12 protein-coding genes are annotated in these 16,114 nt (G+C 54.5%); 7 read left to right on the top strand and 5 right to left on the bottom strand.

The features are described 5' to 3' along the window. The 6 genes from NOF55_RS03720 (at position 1) to NOF55_RS03695 (ending at position 7,320) form a co-directional block, all read left to right on the top strand. On the top strand, positions 1 to 1,050 hold the full coding sequence (locus tag NOF55_RS03720; protein WP_306409954.1) for a hypothetical protein: 1,050 nt from the start codon (positions 1 to 3) through the stop codon (positions 1,048 to 1,050). A 213-nt stretch (positions 1,051 to 1,263) separates the two neighbouring features. Beyond that, complete coding sequence (locus NOF55_RS03715) at positions 1,264 to 2,340, top strand: KpsE/RkpR family capsule polysaccharide export protein (protein WP_306409953.1); 1,077 nt, start codon at positions 1,264 to 1,266, stop codon at positions 2,338 to 2,340. A gap of 9 nt (positions 2,341 to 2,349) precedes the next feature. Then, positions 2,350 to 3,003, top strand: a complete 654-nt coding sequence (locus NOF55_RS03710; RefSeq protein ID WP_306409952.1) for an ABC transporter ATP-binding protein — start codon at positions 2,350 to 2,352, stop codon at positions 3,001 to 3,003. Positions 3,004 to 3,040: 37 nt separating this feature from the next. Further along, positions 3,041 to 4,303 (top strand): KpsE/RkpR family capsule polysaccharide export protein, encoded by a 1,263-nt coding sequence (locus tag NOF55_RS03705; RefSeq protein ID WP_306409951.1) that lies wholly within the window; start codon positions 3,041 to 3,043, stop codon positions 4,301 to 4,303. Then, the gene (locus NOF55_RS03700; protein ID WP_306409950.1) at positions 4,303 to 5,127 is read left to right on the top strand and encodes an ABC transporter permease; all 825 of its coding nucleotides are present in this window, start codon (positions 4,303 to 4,305) and stop codon (positions 5,125 to 5,127) included. The genes NOF55_RS03705 and NOF55_RS03700 overlap by 1 nt, the downstream gene beginning before the upstream one ends. A 6-nt stretch (positions 5,128 to 5,133) precedes the next feature. After that, on the top strand, positions 5,134 to 7,320 hold the full coding sequence (locus NOF55_RS03695) for a glycosyltransferase family 2 protein (RefSeq protein ID WP_306409949.1): 2,187 nt from the start codon (positions 5,134 to 5,136) through the stop codon (positions 7,318 to 7,320). Between the two features lie 21 nt (positions 7,321 to 7,341). On the opposite strand, the gene NOF55_RS03690 is transcribed toward NOF55_RS03695, so the two are convergent. The 5 genes from NOF55_RS03690 to rfbC form a co-directional block, all read right to left on the bottom strand. Beyond that, complete coding sequence (locus NOF55_RS03690; protein WP_306409948.1) at positions 7,342 to 9,936, bottom strand: glycosyltransferase; 2,595 nt, start codon at positions 9,934 to 9,936, stop codon at positions 7,342 to 7,344. 90 nt (positions 9,937 to 10,026) lie between these two features. After that, positions 10,027 to 11,550, bottom strand: a complete 1,524-nt coding sequence (locus NOF55_RS03685; protein WP_306410193.1) for a class I SAM-dependent methyltransferase — start codon at positions 11,548 to 11,550, stop codon at positions 10,027 to 10,029. 124 nt (positions 11,551 to 11,674) lie between these two features. Beyond that, entirely contained in the window at positions 11,675 to 12,541 is an 867-nt protein-coding gene (rfbA, locus tag NOF55_RS03680) for a glucose-1-phosphate thymidylyltransferase RfbA (RefSeq protein ID WP_306409947.1), read from the bottom strand. Then, on the bottom strand, positions 12,538 to 13,443 hold the full coding sequence (gene rfbD / locus NOF55_RS03675) for a dTDP-4-dehydrorhamnose reductase (protein WP_306409946.1): 906 nt from the start codon (positions 13,441 to 13,443) through the stop codon (positions 12,538 to 12,540). The genes rfbA and rfbD overlap by 4 nt, the downstream gene beginning before the upstream one ends. A gap of 14 nt (positions 13,444 to 13,457) precedes the next feature. Next, the gene (rfbC, locus tag NOF55_RS03670; protein ID WP_306409945.1) at positions 13,458 to 14,030 is read right to left on the bottom strand and encodes a dTDP-4-dehydrorhamnose 3,5-epimerase; all 573 of its coding nucleotides are present in this window, start codon (positions 14,028 to 14,030) and stop codon (positions 13,458 to 13,460) included. A 218-nt stretch (positions 14,031 to 14,248) separates the two neighbouring features. Between rfbC and NOF55_RS03665 the strand changes: the two genes are divergently transcribed. Continuing rightward, positions 14,249 to 16,111: a glycosyltransferase family 2 protein gene (locus tag NOF55_RS03665; protein WP_306409944.1), complete on the top strand. Its 1,863-nt coding sequence runs from the start codon at positions 14,249 to 14,251 to the stop codon at positions 16,109 to 16,111. Positions 16,112 to 16,114 lie beyond the last annotated feature (3 nt).

The following is a 16,114-nucleotide window of genomic DNA, read 5'->3' as shown; positions in this document are numbered from 1 at the left end:
TTGCTCTTCAACATCCAACGTGACAGCGGCGATCTTGTTGAGGGATACCTTATCCCGGATGGATTTTCCGATGTGCCCGTTGTTCTGGTGTCGGACGATGAAGGACGCATTGCCGAAGTCGAATGCGATCAATTGCACAGCGCGGTTGTGGCGTCCGGACGCCACAAGACAGGGCTCGTCGGCTTCAAACTCACGGACGGGAATGTTCCGGGACTGAAGAGCCGCTCGAAACTCTTTCTTCAGGACGCCAAATCGGGGCTCCTCATTTATCGCCGACCGCTGCCGTCCGGGCAAATCAACAGGAAGGTCGTGCGGATTGAAACGCAGCTCGTGCCGCATGTCGCGCTCGACCGCGAAATGAAGCATCATTTCCAATACGTGCTCCCTTCCATCGAGCGCTACGGCCATGAAACGACCTTGCAGGTCTTCCTCCTCGACAAACTCCAATCGATCTACCTGAGCGGCCGCTTGCAGGTACGCAATCATCAGGACTTTTTCGACAAGGGTTTTGTCGGCGTCGCGCTTCTCACCGATCCCTATTACGAGATGGCAATCCGCCTCGCCACGCTGAAACTCTGTTCAACAACGAAGCCCACCTTCCTCGGAGAGCGCGATTTAATGTCGCTTTCGCCGGCCATCGCCTATTTCAGCACGATCGACCTTCAGAACACAGACACGATCGAGAAGGCCCTCAAGAAGGCTCCGGCGCGCGTGCGAACCGTCCTGATGTCGCCGACCACCCGGCAATTCGCCTGTGCCGATGCCGAGCAACCTGCGACGCGACGGGACATCGCCGCGGCAATGGACATCATTTCCCGCTTCGAGGTTATCGGGCATATTAATGACACACTTTCATTCGCTTCGTCCTTGGGAGAACTGCTGAACATCGACATGGACAGGATACCGATTTTGCAACGTAACGGGGCGATCAACCGGATCGCTGTCGAACTCCAGACGCTTGCGGTGGCGGAATCCTATCTGGAGGATGATCTCATTCTCGACTACTACGTGCGCAAGGCGATTGACGACGCCGCTGCAAAAAAGAGCTGACAGACGGAACGCCGAACCATGACCGAAACCGACACCAGGGAGGCTAAAGCCGAATTGCCGGTTCGTCCGCGCAATGGATTGATCAACAGATTGCTGCGTCAGGCCTCCCCTCTTCAGCGGAGCAGCCGCGACGAGGTTGCACTCGACATAGAACCGCTGCGGCCGACGCCGAAAGAACAAACCGGACCAAAAACCAGTTCGCGCATGCCCTTCATGCTCATAAGCTTCGTCGTCACCGTCATTCTGCCATTTGTCGCCAGCATACTCTATTTCGCCTTCATCGCATCGGACCAGTATATTGCCGAAACCCGCTTCGCCGTACGCTCTCTTGCGGAAGGGCAAAACAGCGATTCCGTCGACAGCAGCATCCTGTCGATGAGCACGATGCCCCAGGACGGCTTCATCGTCACCAACTTCATACACTCATCCGAAATTCTCGACAGGCTGGAAAACAAGATCAACTACCGCCGCATGTTCACGCAGGACGGCATCGACTACCTTTCGCGTTTCGACAAGGACGAATCGAAAGAGCGCTTCCTGAAATACTGGGCCAATCAGGTGATGACCTATATCGACGGTCCCTCGGGCATCATCACGCTCAAGACCCGCACATTCTCGCCGGACGATTCCAAGGCTCTGGCTTCCGCCATCCTCGTGGAAAGCGAGGCGCTGATCAACGAGCTTTCAGAGCGCGCCCAACGGGACATGATCGCCCGCTTCAGAGCCGAACTGGACAGGACAACCGGGCATTATCGCGCGGCGCTTGAAGCCATGAGGTCATTCCAGAACGCATCCGGCCTGCTGACCCCCGAAGCCCGCGCGACGGAAACCGGCACGCTGCTGACGGGGCTTCTCGCACAAAAGCTCGAGCTTGAGACGCGCCTCTTCGTCCTGAAAGAATCGAATGCGGAATCCTCCCCTGCCCACCAGCAACTCGTGCTGGCCAGCCAGAACCTGGAGATCCAGATCGACAAATTGAAGCAGGATCTGGCCGGCGACTCCGATTCCGCCGCCAATGTCGCCAGCGTCATCCGGGATTTCTCGCGGATCGAGACCGACCGCCGGGTGGCCGAAAGTCTCTACGAAGCCGCCCGAAAGAACCTCGAAATGGCGCAGGCTGAGGCCTTGCGCAAAGGCCTGTACCTCGTGGTGTTCGTGCCGCCGACCGTGCCGGAGGAATCGCTTTACCCCCACCGGGTATCGACGCCCCTGCTGCTGCTGCTGGCACTGGCTGTCGCCTGGCTGACCGGAGCCCTCATGTGGGCCTCGATCGAAGACCACAAGCTTTGAGGAGGCCGGATGATCCGTTTCAAGAACGTCTCCAAGCACTTCAAGACGGAAGGGCACAAGAAGATCATCCTCGACTGTTGCAACATCGAGTTCATGTCGGGCTACTCCTATGCGCTTCTGGGCGTGAACGGTGCTGGGAAATCCACCACCATGAAGATGATCGCCGGCTCCGCGCTGCCGAACTCGGGCCGGATCATCAAGGACCTGCGCGTGTCCTGGCCCCTTGGCTTTGCCGGCGGATTCCACCCGCAAATGACGGGCCGGGACAATCTCGCCTTCGTCGCCCGCGCCTATGGCGAGGACGTTCGCCGCGTTTCGAGCTTCGTGGAGGATTTCGCGGAACTCGGCGACTACATCAACGCTCCCGTACGCACCTACTCGTCCGGCATGATGGCCCGCCTCGCTTTCGGTCTGTCGATGGCGGTCGAATTCGATTGCTACCTCGTCGACGAGATCACGGCCGTCGGTGACGCCCGCTTTCAGAGACGGTGCAGGGAGGCCTTCGAAGGCCGCCGGAAAAACTCGGACATCATCATGATTTCACACAGTATGTCGACGATCAGCACCTATTGCGACAAGGGAATCGTGCTCGTGGACGGCCAGATGCTGTTGTTTGACAAAGTCGTCGACGCCATCGAAACTTACTATCGCCTGAATCGCTGATCAATTTTCCCGCGGACGGAAGCCGAAAATCGAAACCATGACGAATCTCGATCAGGACATACGGAAACCCTCGGCTCTCGAAAAGAGCCGGCAGGCGGCGAAAGCCCTGTCGGCAACCGCGCGCAAGCTCCGCTTTTCAACATCCAATCGCAGCGATCTCTACAAGGCTGTCGGCCTTCGCCCGCGTCTCATCGATCGCGTTTTTCGCTGGGCTTTCATGATCAACACGCTCGTCGTGCTGATATTGCCCGTCATCGCCTCGTTTCTCTATTTCGGCGTGATCGCCTCCGATCAGTACCGGTCGGAAACCCGTTTTGTCGTACGCACCTCGACCCCCGCGATCGGCACGGATCAGCTCGGCAAAGTAACCGGATTGCCCTCCGCGAAGATCGTACAGGATACGCAGATCGTTACGAACTTCATCCATAGCCGCTCCATGCTCGAAGAGCTTGAGGAGGCGATGGATCTGCGCAGCCGCTTCATGCGTCCGGACATAGACCGACCGGCCCGGCTGAAACCGGATGCCACCTATGAGGAGTTGCTGGATTATTGGGACGGCATGGTCAAGACCTCGATCAGCCCGTCGAGCGGCATCATCACCGTGACGGTCAACGCCTTTTCCGCCGAGGATGCGCGCGACATCGCGACGGAGATCACCCGGTCTTCGGAAAGGATGATCAATCAGCTCAGCGACCGCATCTGGCAGGATGTGACCGGGACGGCAAAGGTCAATCTGGACCGGGCGACCGAAAAGCTTCAGGAGGTGCGCGCGCGCGTCGCCTCGCAGCAAAACGAAAGCGGCGTCCTGACTGTCGAAAGTTCCTCCCTCATGCTCTCGTCCCTGCTGACCAAGCTTCAACAGGAAAAGATCGCACTTGAACAATCCTATGCGGTGAGGCTCGAAAGCATCGCCAGGACTGCTCCGCAGATGAAGGTTCTCGCCCGCGAGATTGAAAGCAAGCAAGCCCAGATCGAGGATCTGCAGCGCCAGATCGCCAGCCCCGATGCCGGTGAAGGAAAAAATCTGGCAAGCGTTTCCGCCCAGCTTTCGAACCTCCAGTTCGAGACGCGCCTCGCCGAGGAACAGTTCGCGGCAAGCGTGCGAACCTTCGAGCAGGTCCAGTTCATGAGCAAGCAGCAGTTGATGTACCTCGACAGCTTTCTCCCGCCCAGCCTGCCCGACGACGCGCTCTTTCCTCGTCGCGGGCTCTGGATGGGGATGACCGTGCTCGGCTCTTTCTTCCTCTGGCTGGCCATGACCGGCATCATGAAGCTGGTCAAAAGCAAGGTCGACGTCTGATGACGCGGACGATCACGCAATATGATGCCAGCAAGAATCCGCGCTCGATTCGTTACGCACTGACGCAGAAGGGCCATGTCATGCAGGCCGTGATCCTGCGCGACGTTCGCACACGCTTCTTCAATCACGGCCTGGGTTTCCTGCTCGTGCCGCTATGGCCGCTGGCGCACATGTTCATATTGCTGCTCATCTACACGTTCATGGGCAGAAAGGCGCCCTTCGGCGACAGCCTGCGCCTGTTTTTTGCAACCGGCCTTCTACCTTGCCTCACCTTCATGTACGTATCCCGCTTCATGGCGCTGTCCATCGTGATGAACCGCCCCATGCTGGCCATACCGGCGGTAAAGGTGCTCGACATCCTGTTCGCCCGGGCCTTTCTGGAGATCATCGGGGCTTTCATGACTGTCCTGCTGACATTCCTGATTCTTCTTGCCCTCGGCGACAATCCGTTCCCCCACGATTGGGAGCAGGCCGCACTGGCATTTCTATCAACCATTCTGCTGGCAATCGGCATGGGCGTTCTGGCAGGCGTCATCACCTCTCTGTTTGCTTTCTTCGCCACCGTCTATGCGCTGTCTCTCATTCTCGTCTACATCATGTCCGGAACACTCTTTGTGGTCGCCGCCCTCCCCGCTCAGGTGGCCTATGCTCTGTCCTGGAATCCGGTCATGCATTCCGTCGAATGGATGCGCTCGGCATTCTATCCGTCCTACAGCAGTCCGGTGCTGGACAAGTATTATCTCCTGTCATTCGGACTGGGGGCACTTTGCAGCGGTCTCGTGCTCGAAAGAATCGTTCGCCGTATCGCTCTGGAAGGAAAGTAGACTTGCATGCCTGACATTATTGCCCAGAACGAACTGACCGCCGACCCGGGCGAACGCTCAGTCTGGCTGGCGGAGGGCGACGATCCCTTTTTTCTCATTCGGTTCCCGTTTTTTCGAAAGCGTTACTTCGCCATCCGCCTGACGGCGTCCGATGGCGAGATCGACCCGAAACTCTATATCAATACCGGACACGGCTTTCGCGAGGAGGACAGCCGGGACGTCGGTCGCGGCAAGGACTTCCTGATCGTCGCGGATGTCGGCGCCTTCGGCACGATACGCGCATTGCGTGTAGACCCAACCAACGAACCCTGCCGTTTCGTCATGACCGTCGAGGAATTCGACACCACAGCCGCGGTCGAGGCCCATATCCTGGATCAAAGGCGGCAGTCTCCGGCCCTGAAAGACGTGCGCTTTTGGAAACTGCCGCGGTTCTGGAAGACACTTCCGGCCCTGCCGTTTCGACGCAAGAGCAGTTCTTTGCAGGCCTATGTGACGCGTGCTGCCGAACTTGCCGGTGAAATGTCGCTTGCCGCGCCCCGGTCAGCCGACCGCCCCTGGCTCAGCATCGTTGTCCCGGTCTACAATGCTCCGGCACAGTATCTGGACGACCTTCTCTCGTCCTTTCTGAAGCAAGACATTCCGGGAACCGAACTGATCCTGTCCGACGACGGCTCCACATCGGCGGAAACGCTTGACTGGTTCGCTTCTCGCAAGCCCGATCCCCGCATCAACTGTCTGCTCAACGGGGTCAATCGCGGGATTGCCTCCACGACCAATGCCGGCCTTGATGTCGCCAAAGGCGATTGGATTACCCTGCTGGACCACGACGACATGATTGCCCCGCACGGGCTCAAGGTCATCCGCAAAGCGGTCGAGGCTTCCCCCGGCGCCTGTTTTCTCTACACCGACGAACTGATTGTCGATGAAGCACTCAAGCCGGTCGGCCTCCTGCTGAAGCCCGCCTACGACCCCGTTCTGCTATCCGGCGTCAACTACATCAATCACTTCTCGATCTATCGGCGTGAACGACTGAAAGAGATAGGGCTTCTGCGCACCACTTTCGAGGGTTCCCAGGATTATGACCTGCTGTTGCGCTATCTGGAGGGCGTGAACGATTCCGAGGTTCTGCATGTGCCGTATCCGGCCTACTGGTGGCGGCGCAACGGCAAGAGCTATTCACACAAATTCCTGTACAGGGCGACGGACAGTGCACGGCGCGCGCTGCACGAACATTTCGAGCGCAACCACAAACCCAATACGGTTCTGCCCGCCCTTACCGAAACATTGCATCGCGTCAACTTCGGGAACGAACCGGCGGTCGGCCGGCCAAAAATCTCGATCATCATCCCCAACAGGGATTCATTCGATCTGATTTCAACAGTTCTGAAGGGTATCTACGAAGGAACAGACTATCCCAACTATGAGGTCATCATCGTCGACAACGGCACGACCGAAAGTGCGACGATAGCGCTCTACGAAGACTATGCGCGCCGCCATCCATCCTTCCAGTTCCATGTGAAGGCCCGCCCCTTCAATTTCTCCCGGGCGATCAACGAGGGTATGGCACATGCAAGCGGAGACCATTTCCTGCTTCTGAACAATGACATTGAAATCACCAGCCGCGACTGGCTCGACGAAATGGTACAATGCCTGAGTTACGACAGGGTCGGGATCGTCGGCGCAAAGCTTCTCTACCCGAACCGGAAGCTTCAGCATGCGGGAGTGATCGTCGGATTCGGAGGATTGGCCGGCCATTGGTATCTGAACAAGCCGGAAAGATTCGGCGGACCGATGAACCGCCTCCACCTGCGCAATTCCCTGACCTGCGTTACCGGCGCCGCAATGTTGATCACAGGTGAATGCGCACGAGAGATAGGTCTATGGGACGAAGAGAACTTCTCCATAGCCTACAACGACGTCGATTATTGCCTGAGGGCCTACAAGGCAGGCTACCGGATTGTCTGGACTCCATTCGCATGCCTGGTGCATCACGAATCCGTTTCACGCGGTTCCGACATCTCGGGCGAACGCCGCGCACGTTTCGAAAAGGAGAAAGCCAACCTGCGCAGATTGCACGAAACCCAGGGCTTTTTCGACCCGGCGTGTCATCCGGGTTATAGCCGGAGCCATTCGGATCCGAGGCTGCTGCCGCTGCCGTATATGCATAAGGCACGCAGCTGGTTCATAGCGTGAAAGATAGCATAGCGATAGCGTTTATATATGCCCTAAAAATTCTGACAGCGGCTCCCGATAACGTTTTTCAATGATCTCAAGAATACGCTCCCTGTATTTCGGATGAGCTATGTCTAGTACCATCTCACGGGTCTCAATACCACTACGTAGCTGTTGCTCTTGATTGCTTCCAGACCACACACCTTTGACATGTTGGTGGTAAATACTCATAGGCTCGTTGATGAAACCAATTTTTCCATGACGTTCCATGTAGAAAGCAACTGCAATCTCGTTGAAACGACCTTGGAATAAGCGCTCCGGTGAGCTTTTCAGAAGACCCGCCTTAAACAAACAACTCGAGAAATTAGCTATCAAATTCATTGATGGATGAGCTAAAAAATCATCCCCATCGACCTTTTGTTTTTTAATTACATCCTGCCTTTGGAGGAACCGTTCTTTCCCGCTTGGCAAAGACCTGACTCGTATCTTTGAGAAAACCATTGAGCAATCATTATTTTCGGCAAGAAAATTAATTTGCCTTTCAAGCTTCTGTTTATCTGTCCATACATCATCACCTTCAAGTATAGCTATGAAGTCTCCGCTAGCCAGATCAATACAACGCTTAAAGGTCTTCGATATTCCTAGATTCTCCGAATTTCGTACATTCCGCACCAATCCGCGATATTTAAGCGCCAACCCCGATACGATTTCGCGTGTTCCGTCTGTTGAAAAATCATCACACAGAAGAATTTCATGCTTAAAATGACCTTTTTGTTCAATAGCACTCAAAACCGCATGCTCGATAAAGTCGCGATGATTGTATGTCGGGATGATTGTTGTAACGCGAAACGGCATACGGTACTTAAGGCGGATAGCGATCCTTGCGTCATCAAGAGATTCACTAACGCTGATACGCGACGTGTCTTTATCATTATCCCAGTATTCTATAAGAGGAATAGTGATACAAACTGGTGGATTTTTTTCTGTATATCTTATAATCAAATCCCAATCGACTAAACGCCGTAGGTTTTCATCGAAGCCAAGATTTTTTTGATAAACTTCCTTCGCATGCACGAAAGCCCCGAGATCGATATAATTCGCCGCAAGTAAGTTCGCGCGATTGTAATGCTGGCCGTGAATTTTTCCGCTCGGCTGGCGCTTAAAATACGAATAAAATGTTTTATGGCTAGGATTCTCCACAATACTACTAGCGAAAGTCGAAAGAAAATTCGTTTTCAACTGATTATCGGAATCCAGATACGCTATCCACGGTTTTTTGGCCACCTTCAAACCAACATTCCGAGCAGCAGACACACCGCTTCGTTGCGGCTGTCGAATTAGTACAATTTTCCCACTCTGGATTTCACTAAAAAACCGTGATCGGATCATATCCGATGCACCGTCCGTAGATCCGTCATCTATCAGTATCAGTTCGAAATTGCGGTGATCCTGCTGTAGAACTGACTGAACGGCGGACTGTAATTTGGGCGCTCTATTATAAAATGGGACGATAATCGAAAATTCCACTTTGGGGATAGCAAAAAATGCTTCTGGACCAGCGTGTTCCATTATCGCTGCGTAAACTCCTTCATCTTGAGCGCGTACTCGATTTAAAGAAGGAATAATTCCATCATGATTGCAGTTAGTCTTCTTGAATGCCTTCACTTTTACAATAGGACATCCATGCTCGAGAAGATAGAGAGGGCGAACAGTGAAGTTTGGATTTATTTTCTGTAAGCTGGAATACTCTGGAGTGTCATTGTTTATGAACGTGTCCCACTCGAATCCGAGGCTCTCGAAATGCCGAGTCATCGGAACTTCATATGACATCACGACTTCTGAAACATTTTTCTTGGTCTCAACGCCGTTAAAAAACAGCTGAAACTCTGGGTCCAGAAACACAGGCCGTTTAAAGACAACGAAATAACTTTGAATGTGTGGTTGAAACTGAATATTCGCTGTGACACCCCAAAATTCACATTTTCGAGTGTTCATGGAATTGAAAATTCGTCTAAATCCCCCTATCGGACCATAGCAACTGTCATTACAAAGGATCAGTTCATCTGCATCGTAAAATAAACCCTGCTCTTTTGCGTAGTTAATGCCACGCTTGTAGGAACCAAAGTCATACTCACCATGTCGACCAACGATTAAATGTCGAGTGAAGTGCCGCACCCTTGTAAGGACTGCATCCGAAAAATTATTGTCGGCAACAAATATTATGTGATCAGCAATCTCAGTCAACCTTGAAAGATAAATAAGAATATTATCAGTTATGAATCCGGAATCACTATATACTGCAAATATAGCAACACGCTTTCTGCCGTCTGAATACCTTGATTTCCTATAGATTCGCCGCGTCAGCCACGATGGAAGGAACTTTCGACCTTCTGCTTTTCCAAACCTGATATAATGAATTAACGGATTCATACCAGCAGCAGCGACATCAGCATAAACAGAAGTATAATCTTGAGACGAAAACAACGGGCTAGGATCTCTCCCAATTCTAGCACCAATCCAAAGGTAGTGCTCGATAGGATCCATTCCCGTTATTTGGACATCAGAATATTGTTCCTTATACCAATTTTCGTCAAACAAGCCAGAATCTTTAATTAATTCAATATCTTCGCTTTTCATAAACCGCACTCCCACCCCCAAACGCATTGAAATACAAACATCGTCACGCCAACCTTAAAGTTTCGTCCATATGAATAGAGATCTAATGAGTCATCTTCCATTTGGACTACGCCCTTCTTTATATCCGTATAGGAGAAAATGGACTCCCGGATCCATCCCTACCGCATCTACATCAGGATAGCTCTTTAAGTACCATTCCCGATCAACGAAACCCACCTCTTGCAAAAGTCGGGCATTTTTGCGAATTCTTAATTTTGAAATCGGTCCGCTCATTAAGACATTAATTACATTATATATATCACTTTTTGTATTACGCCTATCAAGCATGTTCTCTCGCTGACAATCTCCAATAATATTTGTCAAAGCGGCAATTTCATTAATTTTTTCCATCAAAATAAATTCTTTCTCTTTAATTTTTTCCGCAGCCCCTGCATTCGCATCCTCTAGCTGTTGCAATAGTGCACTTTTCGCGCATGCGCTGGCCTCGTTTTGCGTCCGAAGGTCCGCCACTTCCTGTTGCGCGGCTCCGCTTTGCGCCCGCAAAACGGCAACCTCGGACTTCATTGCTTCGTTTTGCGCCCGAAGGTCCGCCACCTCCTGTTGCGCGGCTCCGCCTTGCGCCCGCAAAACGGCAACCTCGGACTTCATTGCTTCGTTTTGCGCCCGAAGGTCCGCCACTTCCTGTTGCGCGGCTCCGCCTTGCGCCCGCAAAACGGCAACCTCGGACTTCATTGCTTCGTTTTGCGCCCGAAGGTCCGCCACTTCCTGTTGCGCATCGGATGCCACCAATTGCACCGCATGAAATTGTTGCTTATTAGTGGCACTTTCTTCTATTAATTGATCCCGCCTCTCTTTCAATGCCCCTATTTCTGCAACATTTCGTTTGTTTGCGGCCGCCTCGGAGCAGGCTCGACCCAATCGTGAAAACACATTTGCAACCGTGACATATGTTTCCAGATTTGATTGACACTCAAACAAATTTCGCGCCGCTTCCTGTATTACTGATCCCGTACCTATTATACCCAAACCATAGCCATGCAAAAATTCGAAATAGGGATAGCGAGCCTTTAGCTCATTAAACAACCGGAATACACCAAAATCCCTTTCACGAACGTTTGTATCATGAAACAAAACAAGTGACTGAGAAGATAATTTTGGGAACCATTTTTCAAAATCATTTCTTACGGATTCGTAAGTATGATTCCCGTCAATATGAAGAATATCTATCTCACCGCCTTGAAAAGACTCTAACGCATCATCGAAAGAGCTTCTAATCAAACAAGAAAAACTTGAATAATTATCATTATTATAAGAAGAAACCTCCTTATACACCTCTTCTCCATAAAAGCCAGCATGTGGATCGCCACGCCAACTGTCTACTGCGTAGCATCTCGTTCCCAAATCAAGCGCTTTAACTGCCTGACAAAATGAAAAGTATGAAACCCCATAATGCGTACCTAGTTCAACAAATGAGGTGGGCCTCATACTCTCCATTAACCAAAATGCAAATGGAACATGCTCGTGCCAAGCAGATATATTCTGATATTGGGGAATCATGAAAGTTGAAGGCGTACAAACAAGCTGAAATGCTTCTGTTATCGATCTTTGATTCATTTCCAAGCACTCTCCATCCCTATGCTTTTATGCACATTCTTAGCTGAAGTTTTCACAACTGTCCCGCGCCACAATCCCCATTGAATTGCATTCAATAATACAACTCGAAGCGACCAAAATCCAGTTACTCTTCAGCGATCTTCAGCAGGGTCCGCCCGTAAGCCGTCTTCGAAAACAGCTTGCCGTATTCAACCAGCCGATCGCGGGATATCCAGCCATTCAGATAGGCGATCTCCTCGATGCAAGCGACGCTCATGCCCTGGCGGTGCTGGATGGTGCGTACGAATTCGGACGCTTCCAGAAGGCTGTCGTGCGTGCCCGTGTCGAGCCAGGCGTAACCGCGCGACATGCGCTCGACGTAGAGCGAACCCACCTCCATGTAGATCCGGTTCAGATCGGTGATCTCGTATTCGCCGCGGACGGATGGCTTCAGATCGCGCGCATACTCCACAACCTTGTTGTCGTAGAAATAAAGCCCCGTCACTGCCATGCGGGACTTCGGATGCCTCGGTTTTTCCTCCAGCGAAAAAGCCCGCCCCTCGGCATTGAGCTCGACGACGCCGTAGCGCTCCGGATCGTCCACCTCGTAGGCGAACACCGTCGCCCCTTCCTTGCGATCCCGGGCATTTGCGAGCAGCTTCCTCATGCCGGCGCCGAAGAAGATATTGTCCCCTAGGACAAGCGCAACATTATCGCCACCGATGAATTCGGAGCCGATCGTAAAGGCTTGCGCCAGACCATCCGGGCTCGGCTGGACAGCATAGGAGATGTTCAACCCCCAATCGGAACCATCGCGGAACAACCGCTTGTAGCTGTCGATATATTCGGGGGAAGAAATGATCAGAACGTCCCGGATTTGCGACATCATCAGAACGGACAAGGGATAATAAATCATCGGCTTGTCATAGATCGGGATAAGCTGCTTGTTCACCGCCAGCGTCGCCGGATGCAAGCGTGTGCCGGAGCCGCCGGCGAGAATGATACCCTTCATCGAGGTTCCTCTGGTGATTTTCTTTGTTCAAGCCGGAGTTCGGACAGTACCTCCGAAAGGGCCTCTTGCCAGGGCCGAGGCCGGATCGCGTAATCACGTCCGATCTTTTCCACCCCCAGAACGGAATTGGCCGGCCGCTTCGCCGGCGTCGGATAGTCGGCAGTCGTAATGGCCTCCACCTTCGGCACCGCGTAGCCGAGCGCCGCTTGCTGACGGAAGATCTCGCGGGCGAAACCGCACCAGGTTACGGGACCGGCATTGGAAAAATGATAGGTTCCTGTCGGAGCCTTCGGGTCCGCGACGAGCCGCAGAGCCATCCTCGCCAGTGTCGCGGCGATATCGCTCGCAGCCGTCGGGCAGCCGTTCTGATCGTCCACGACGCGCAGAAGAGGCCGATCCGCCGCCAGACGCAGCATCGTCTTGACGAAATTGGCACCATGCGCGGAAAATACCCAGGACGTGCGCAAAATCGCATGACGCGGATTGCCGGTACGGACAGCAAGCTCCCCGGCCGCCTTCGATGCGCCATAGACCCCGACGGGACCGATCGGATCGCCTTCGTCATAGGCTTCCGCCTTCGTGCCATCGAACACGTAGTCCGTCGAAACGCAGAGCAGCGGAATTCCGACCTTGCGGGTTGCCTCGGCCATGACGGCCGGCGCCAGCGCATTGACCTTCCAGGCCGTAACCGGATCGGTCTCTGCCCTGTCGACTGCGGTATAGGCTGCCGGATTGATGACGGCATCGAAGCGCCCTTCGGCGATATACGTCTCAATCGACCCGGCGTCCGTCAAATCCAGTTCCTGCCGGGAAGCGGCGACGATTTCGACATCTTCAGGCCATTCGTACCGGCAAAGCTCGTATCCAACCTGTCCGGTGATGCCGGTAATCAGAATGCGCATGAGTTTCTTTCCAGTCAGATTTCCACCAGCGTCAGCGGCGTTCCATCGTATTCGAACGGACTGTCGAAATCGGCCAGAAGCGGCTGCACCTCATCCTTCGGGCTCAACAGGGGTTGAACGCCCCCTGATAAGGGCCAGGCGACATTCACCTGCGGATCGTTCCAGCGGATTCCGCCGTCATTGGCCGGAGCATAGAAATCCGTAACCTTGTAGGTCACTTCTGACGACGGCTCAAGCGTGATGAAACCATGCGCGAAGCCGACGGGTATATAAAGCTGATGTCCATTCTCGGCGGACAGTTCCGCGCCAACCCACTCCCCGTAGGTTGGCGAGCCACGGCGAACATCCACGGCGACATCGAAGATTCGCCCGCGAATACACCGGACAAGCTTGGCCTGCGCATGGGGAGGCGTCTGGAAATGCAGCCCCCGCAGCGTAGCAACGGGCACGGAAAGCGAGTGATTATCCTGCACGAATTCATCACCAGCACCGAAATCCGAAAATTTATCCTTGTTATATACTTCGGAAAACCACCCGCGATCATCACCAAAACGCTTTGGCTTGATCAACAAAACTTTCGATGACATGCGAACATCCTGCGCAACTAAACTGGGGGATTCTTAACACGAAGCCACAAAGCCGGTCCAGCATCGATTGCAGCCTCAAATCAACTATGACAAACATGCCGCCATACGTCCGAAGCGGCTTTCGGCATCGGCATGAACGGGCAGGCATGACACGAACACCTCACCAAACGTTTCAAGTGCTTAGCGGGCCCGATGCCCTGCGCTATTCGGACAAGCCAGTGATTGTGACGATCAACGATCCCGACCGGCTGCTCGGCCGGTCTCCCACGATCTGCCTGCACAGGTCCGGCAGAACACCTGCCATTCTCACGCGTCCTGTCCTGATCGACGACAGGGGCCGGGGTCGATTCTTCGGCTGGACGCCTGCCGGACTGACGGCCATATCGGCCGAGCCCTCTCCCGATTCAGCCTCGAACGGCAGGATGCCGACACTCCGTATACGCCGCCCTTCCTATCCGGAAATCGCATGTCACATCGCGTGCGCATCGTCTTTCGCCGCGCTCCAGACACTCAGGCTTCTTCTCGCCGGAAACAGCAAGGGGTTTCAGTATCGCTTCGTGCGCCTGTTCGAAAGACTGGGCGAACCGCGCTACGCCGACTGGCTGGCCGCCTGGCCTGAAACCCGCAGGCAAGACATGCCCTTGCCCGCTGGTCACGATACCCCTCCCGTCCTCATTACGATCACAGGCAACGGTGCCCGGGCTGAACTCACCCGCGCATCGATCGGCCGTCAAACCTATCCAGCAGTCGAAGAGGCAAGCGCCGAACGCGTGCAAAGCCTCGTGCCCGACCGGATCGCTTCATCCTTCCTGATGCGCCTGCCTGCCGGCTTCACGCTGGAAGACACGGCCATCGAGCATCTCGTTCAACCGCTTCTGGCAGATAGCAACGTCTCAGCGGCATATTGTGACGAAGACTGCATCGACGCCAGCGGCGACCGGCATGCTCCCTTCTTCAAGCCCGCGTGGAACCCTCCTCTCGCGGCCACCGGCTGGCTTCCGCCGGAAGGCGTTCTCGTGCGCGGGAACTGTCTGCCCGCCACGGTCGACATGGACGGAATGTATGCGCAGGAGATGGTGCAGACCGCGGCCGCGCGAGGCGATATCGTTCACGTTCCCCGCATGCTCTTGCATCGTGACAGGGCGCGCGCACCGGCTCCGCCGTCCAAGCCGAAAGTCGCGACGACGCGGACGTGCGTGAGCGTCATCATCCCGACCCGCGACAGGGCGGACCTGCTGGGAGCCTGTCTCGAGGGTCTTTTCAATCGCACGCGCGCCGACGATATCGACGTGATCGTGATAGACAATGGCAGCCGGGAACCGGAAACGCTTGCACTGTTCAAGCAGCATGAGGACGCGGGACGCATCCGGCGCATCATTCAGCCCGGATCGTTCAATTTCTCGCAGGCCTGCAATCTCGGGGCGGAAGCTGCCTGCCACGAACTTCTGCTTTTGCTCAATAACGATATCGAACCCATCGAACCCGGCTGGCTGGACCAGATGGTCGCCGAACTGGACGATCAGCGGATCGGCGCCGCCGGGGCGCTCCTGCTCTTTCCGGACGGCTTCGTCCAGCATGCCGGCGCTACGCTCGGAGCCGGTTCAGTCGCCCGACACAGCTTCCATTTCCGCCATCCAGACGCGGGCGAGGATTTCGGCCTGCTCGTCCAGCGGCAGGAAGTCAGTGCCGTGACGGCCGCCTGTCTGCTCACCCGCAAAAGCCTGTGGCAGGAGGTTCATGGAATGAATGAGGAAGACCTCGCCGTCTCGTTCAACGATGTCGATTACTGTCTGAAGCTGCGCGAGGTCGGCAAGGGCATCATATGGACGCCCCATGCGAGGCTCATTCATCGCGAATCCGTTTCCCGCGGGCCGGATGATACGCGAGAAAAGATTGCCCGATTTTCGGAGGAAGAACGCTATATGCACGAAAGGTGGGGTGACGTGCTCCTGCGGGATCCTTTCTACCACCCTTGCCTGTCTCTGACGGCCGGCGACCGTGCCCTCGACGCGGCGCCGCGCGACCTTGCCCCAAGGCGTCCCGGTCTTCGCAAGCGGCCATCGTCACCGGACAAGGCCTGAACC

Source organism: Ectorhizobium quercum (assembly GCF_026552795.1).
Lineage (GTDB): Bacteria > Pseudomonadota > Alphaproteobacteria > Rhizobiales > Rhizobiaceae > Ectorhizobium > Ectorhizobium quercum.
Note: the sequence above shows the minus strand (reverse complement) of the source record. Positions and strands in the feature narration are given on the sequence as shown.

Coding starts and splice junctions, on each gene's coding strand:
- NOF55_RS03715 (WP_306409953.1), top strand. CDS start 1,264: ATGCTCATAAGCTTCGTCGTCACCGTCATTCTGCCATTTGTCGCCAGC.
- NOF55_RS03710 (WP_306409952.1), top strand. CDS start 2,350: ATGATCCGTTTCAAGAACGTCTCCAAGCACTTCAAGACGGAAGGGCAC.
- NOF55_RS03705 (WP_306409951.1), top strand. CDS start 3,041: ATGACGAATCTCGATCAGGACATACGGAAACCCTCGGCTCTCGAAAAG.
- NOF55_RS03700 (WP_306409950.1), top strand. CDS start 4,303: ATGACGCGGACGATCACGCAATATGATGCCAGCAAGAATCCGCGCTCG.
- NOF55_RS03695 (WP_306409949.1), top strand. CDS start 5,134: ATGCCTGACATTATTGCCCAGAACGAACTGACCGCCGACCCGGGCGAA.
- NOF55_RS03690 (WP_306409948.1), bottom strand. CDS start 9,936: ATGAAAAGCGAAGATATTGAATTAATTAAAGATTCTGGCTTGTTTGAC.
- NOF55_RS03685 (WP_306410193.1), bottom strand. CDS start 11,550: ATGAATCAAAGATCGATAACAGAAGCATTTCAGCTTGTTTGTACGCCT.
- rfbA (WP_306409947.1), bottom strand. CDS start 12,541: ATGAAGGGTATCATTCTCGCCGGCGGCTCCGGCACACGCTTGCATCCG.
- rfbD (WP_306409946.1), bottom strand. CDS start 13,443: ATGCGCATTCTGATTACCGGCATCACCGGACAGGTTGGATACGAGCTT.
- rfbC (WP_306409945.1), bottom strand. CDS start 14,030: ATGTCATCGAAAGTTTTGTTGATCAAGCCAAAGCGTTTTGGTGATGAT.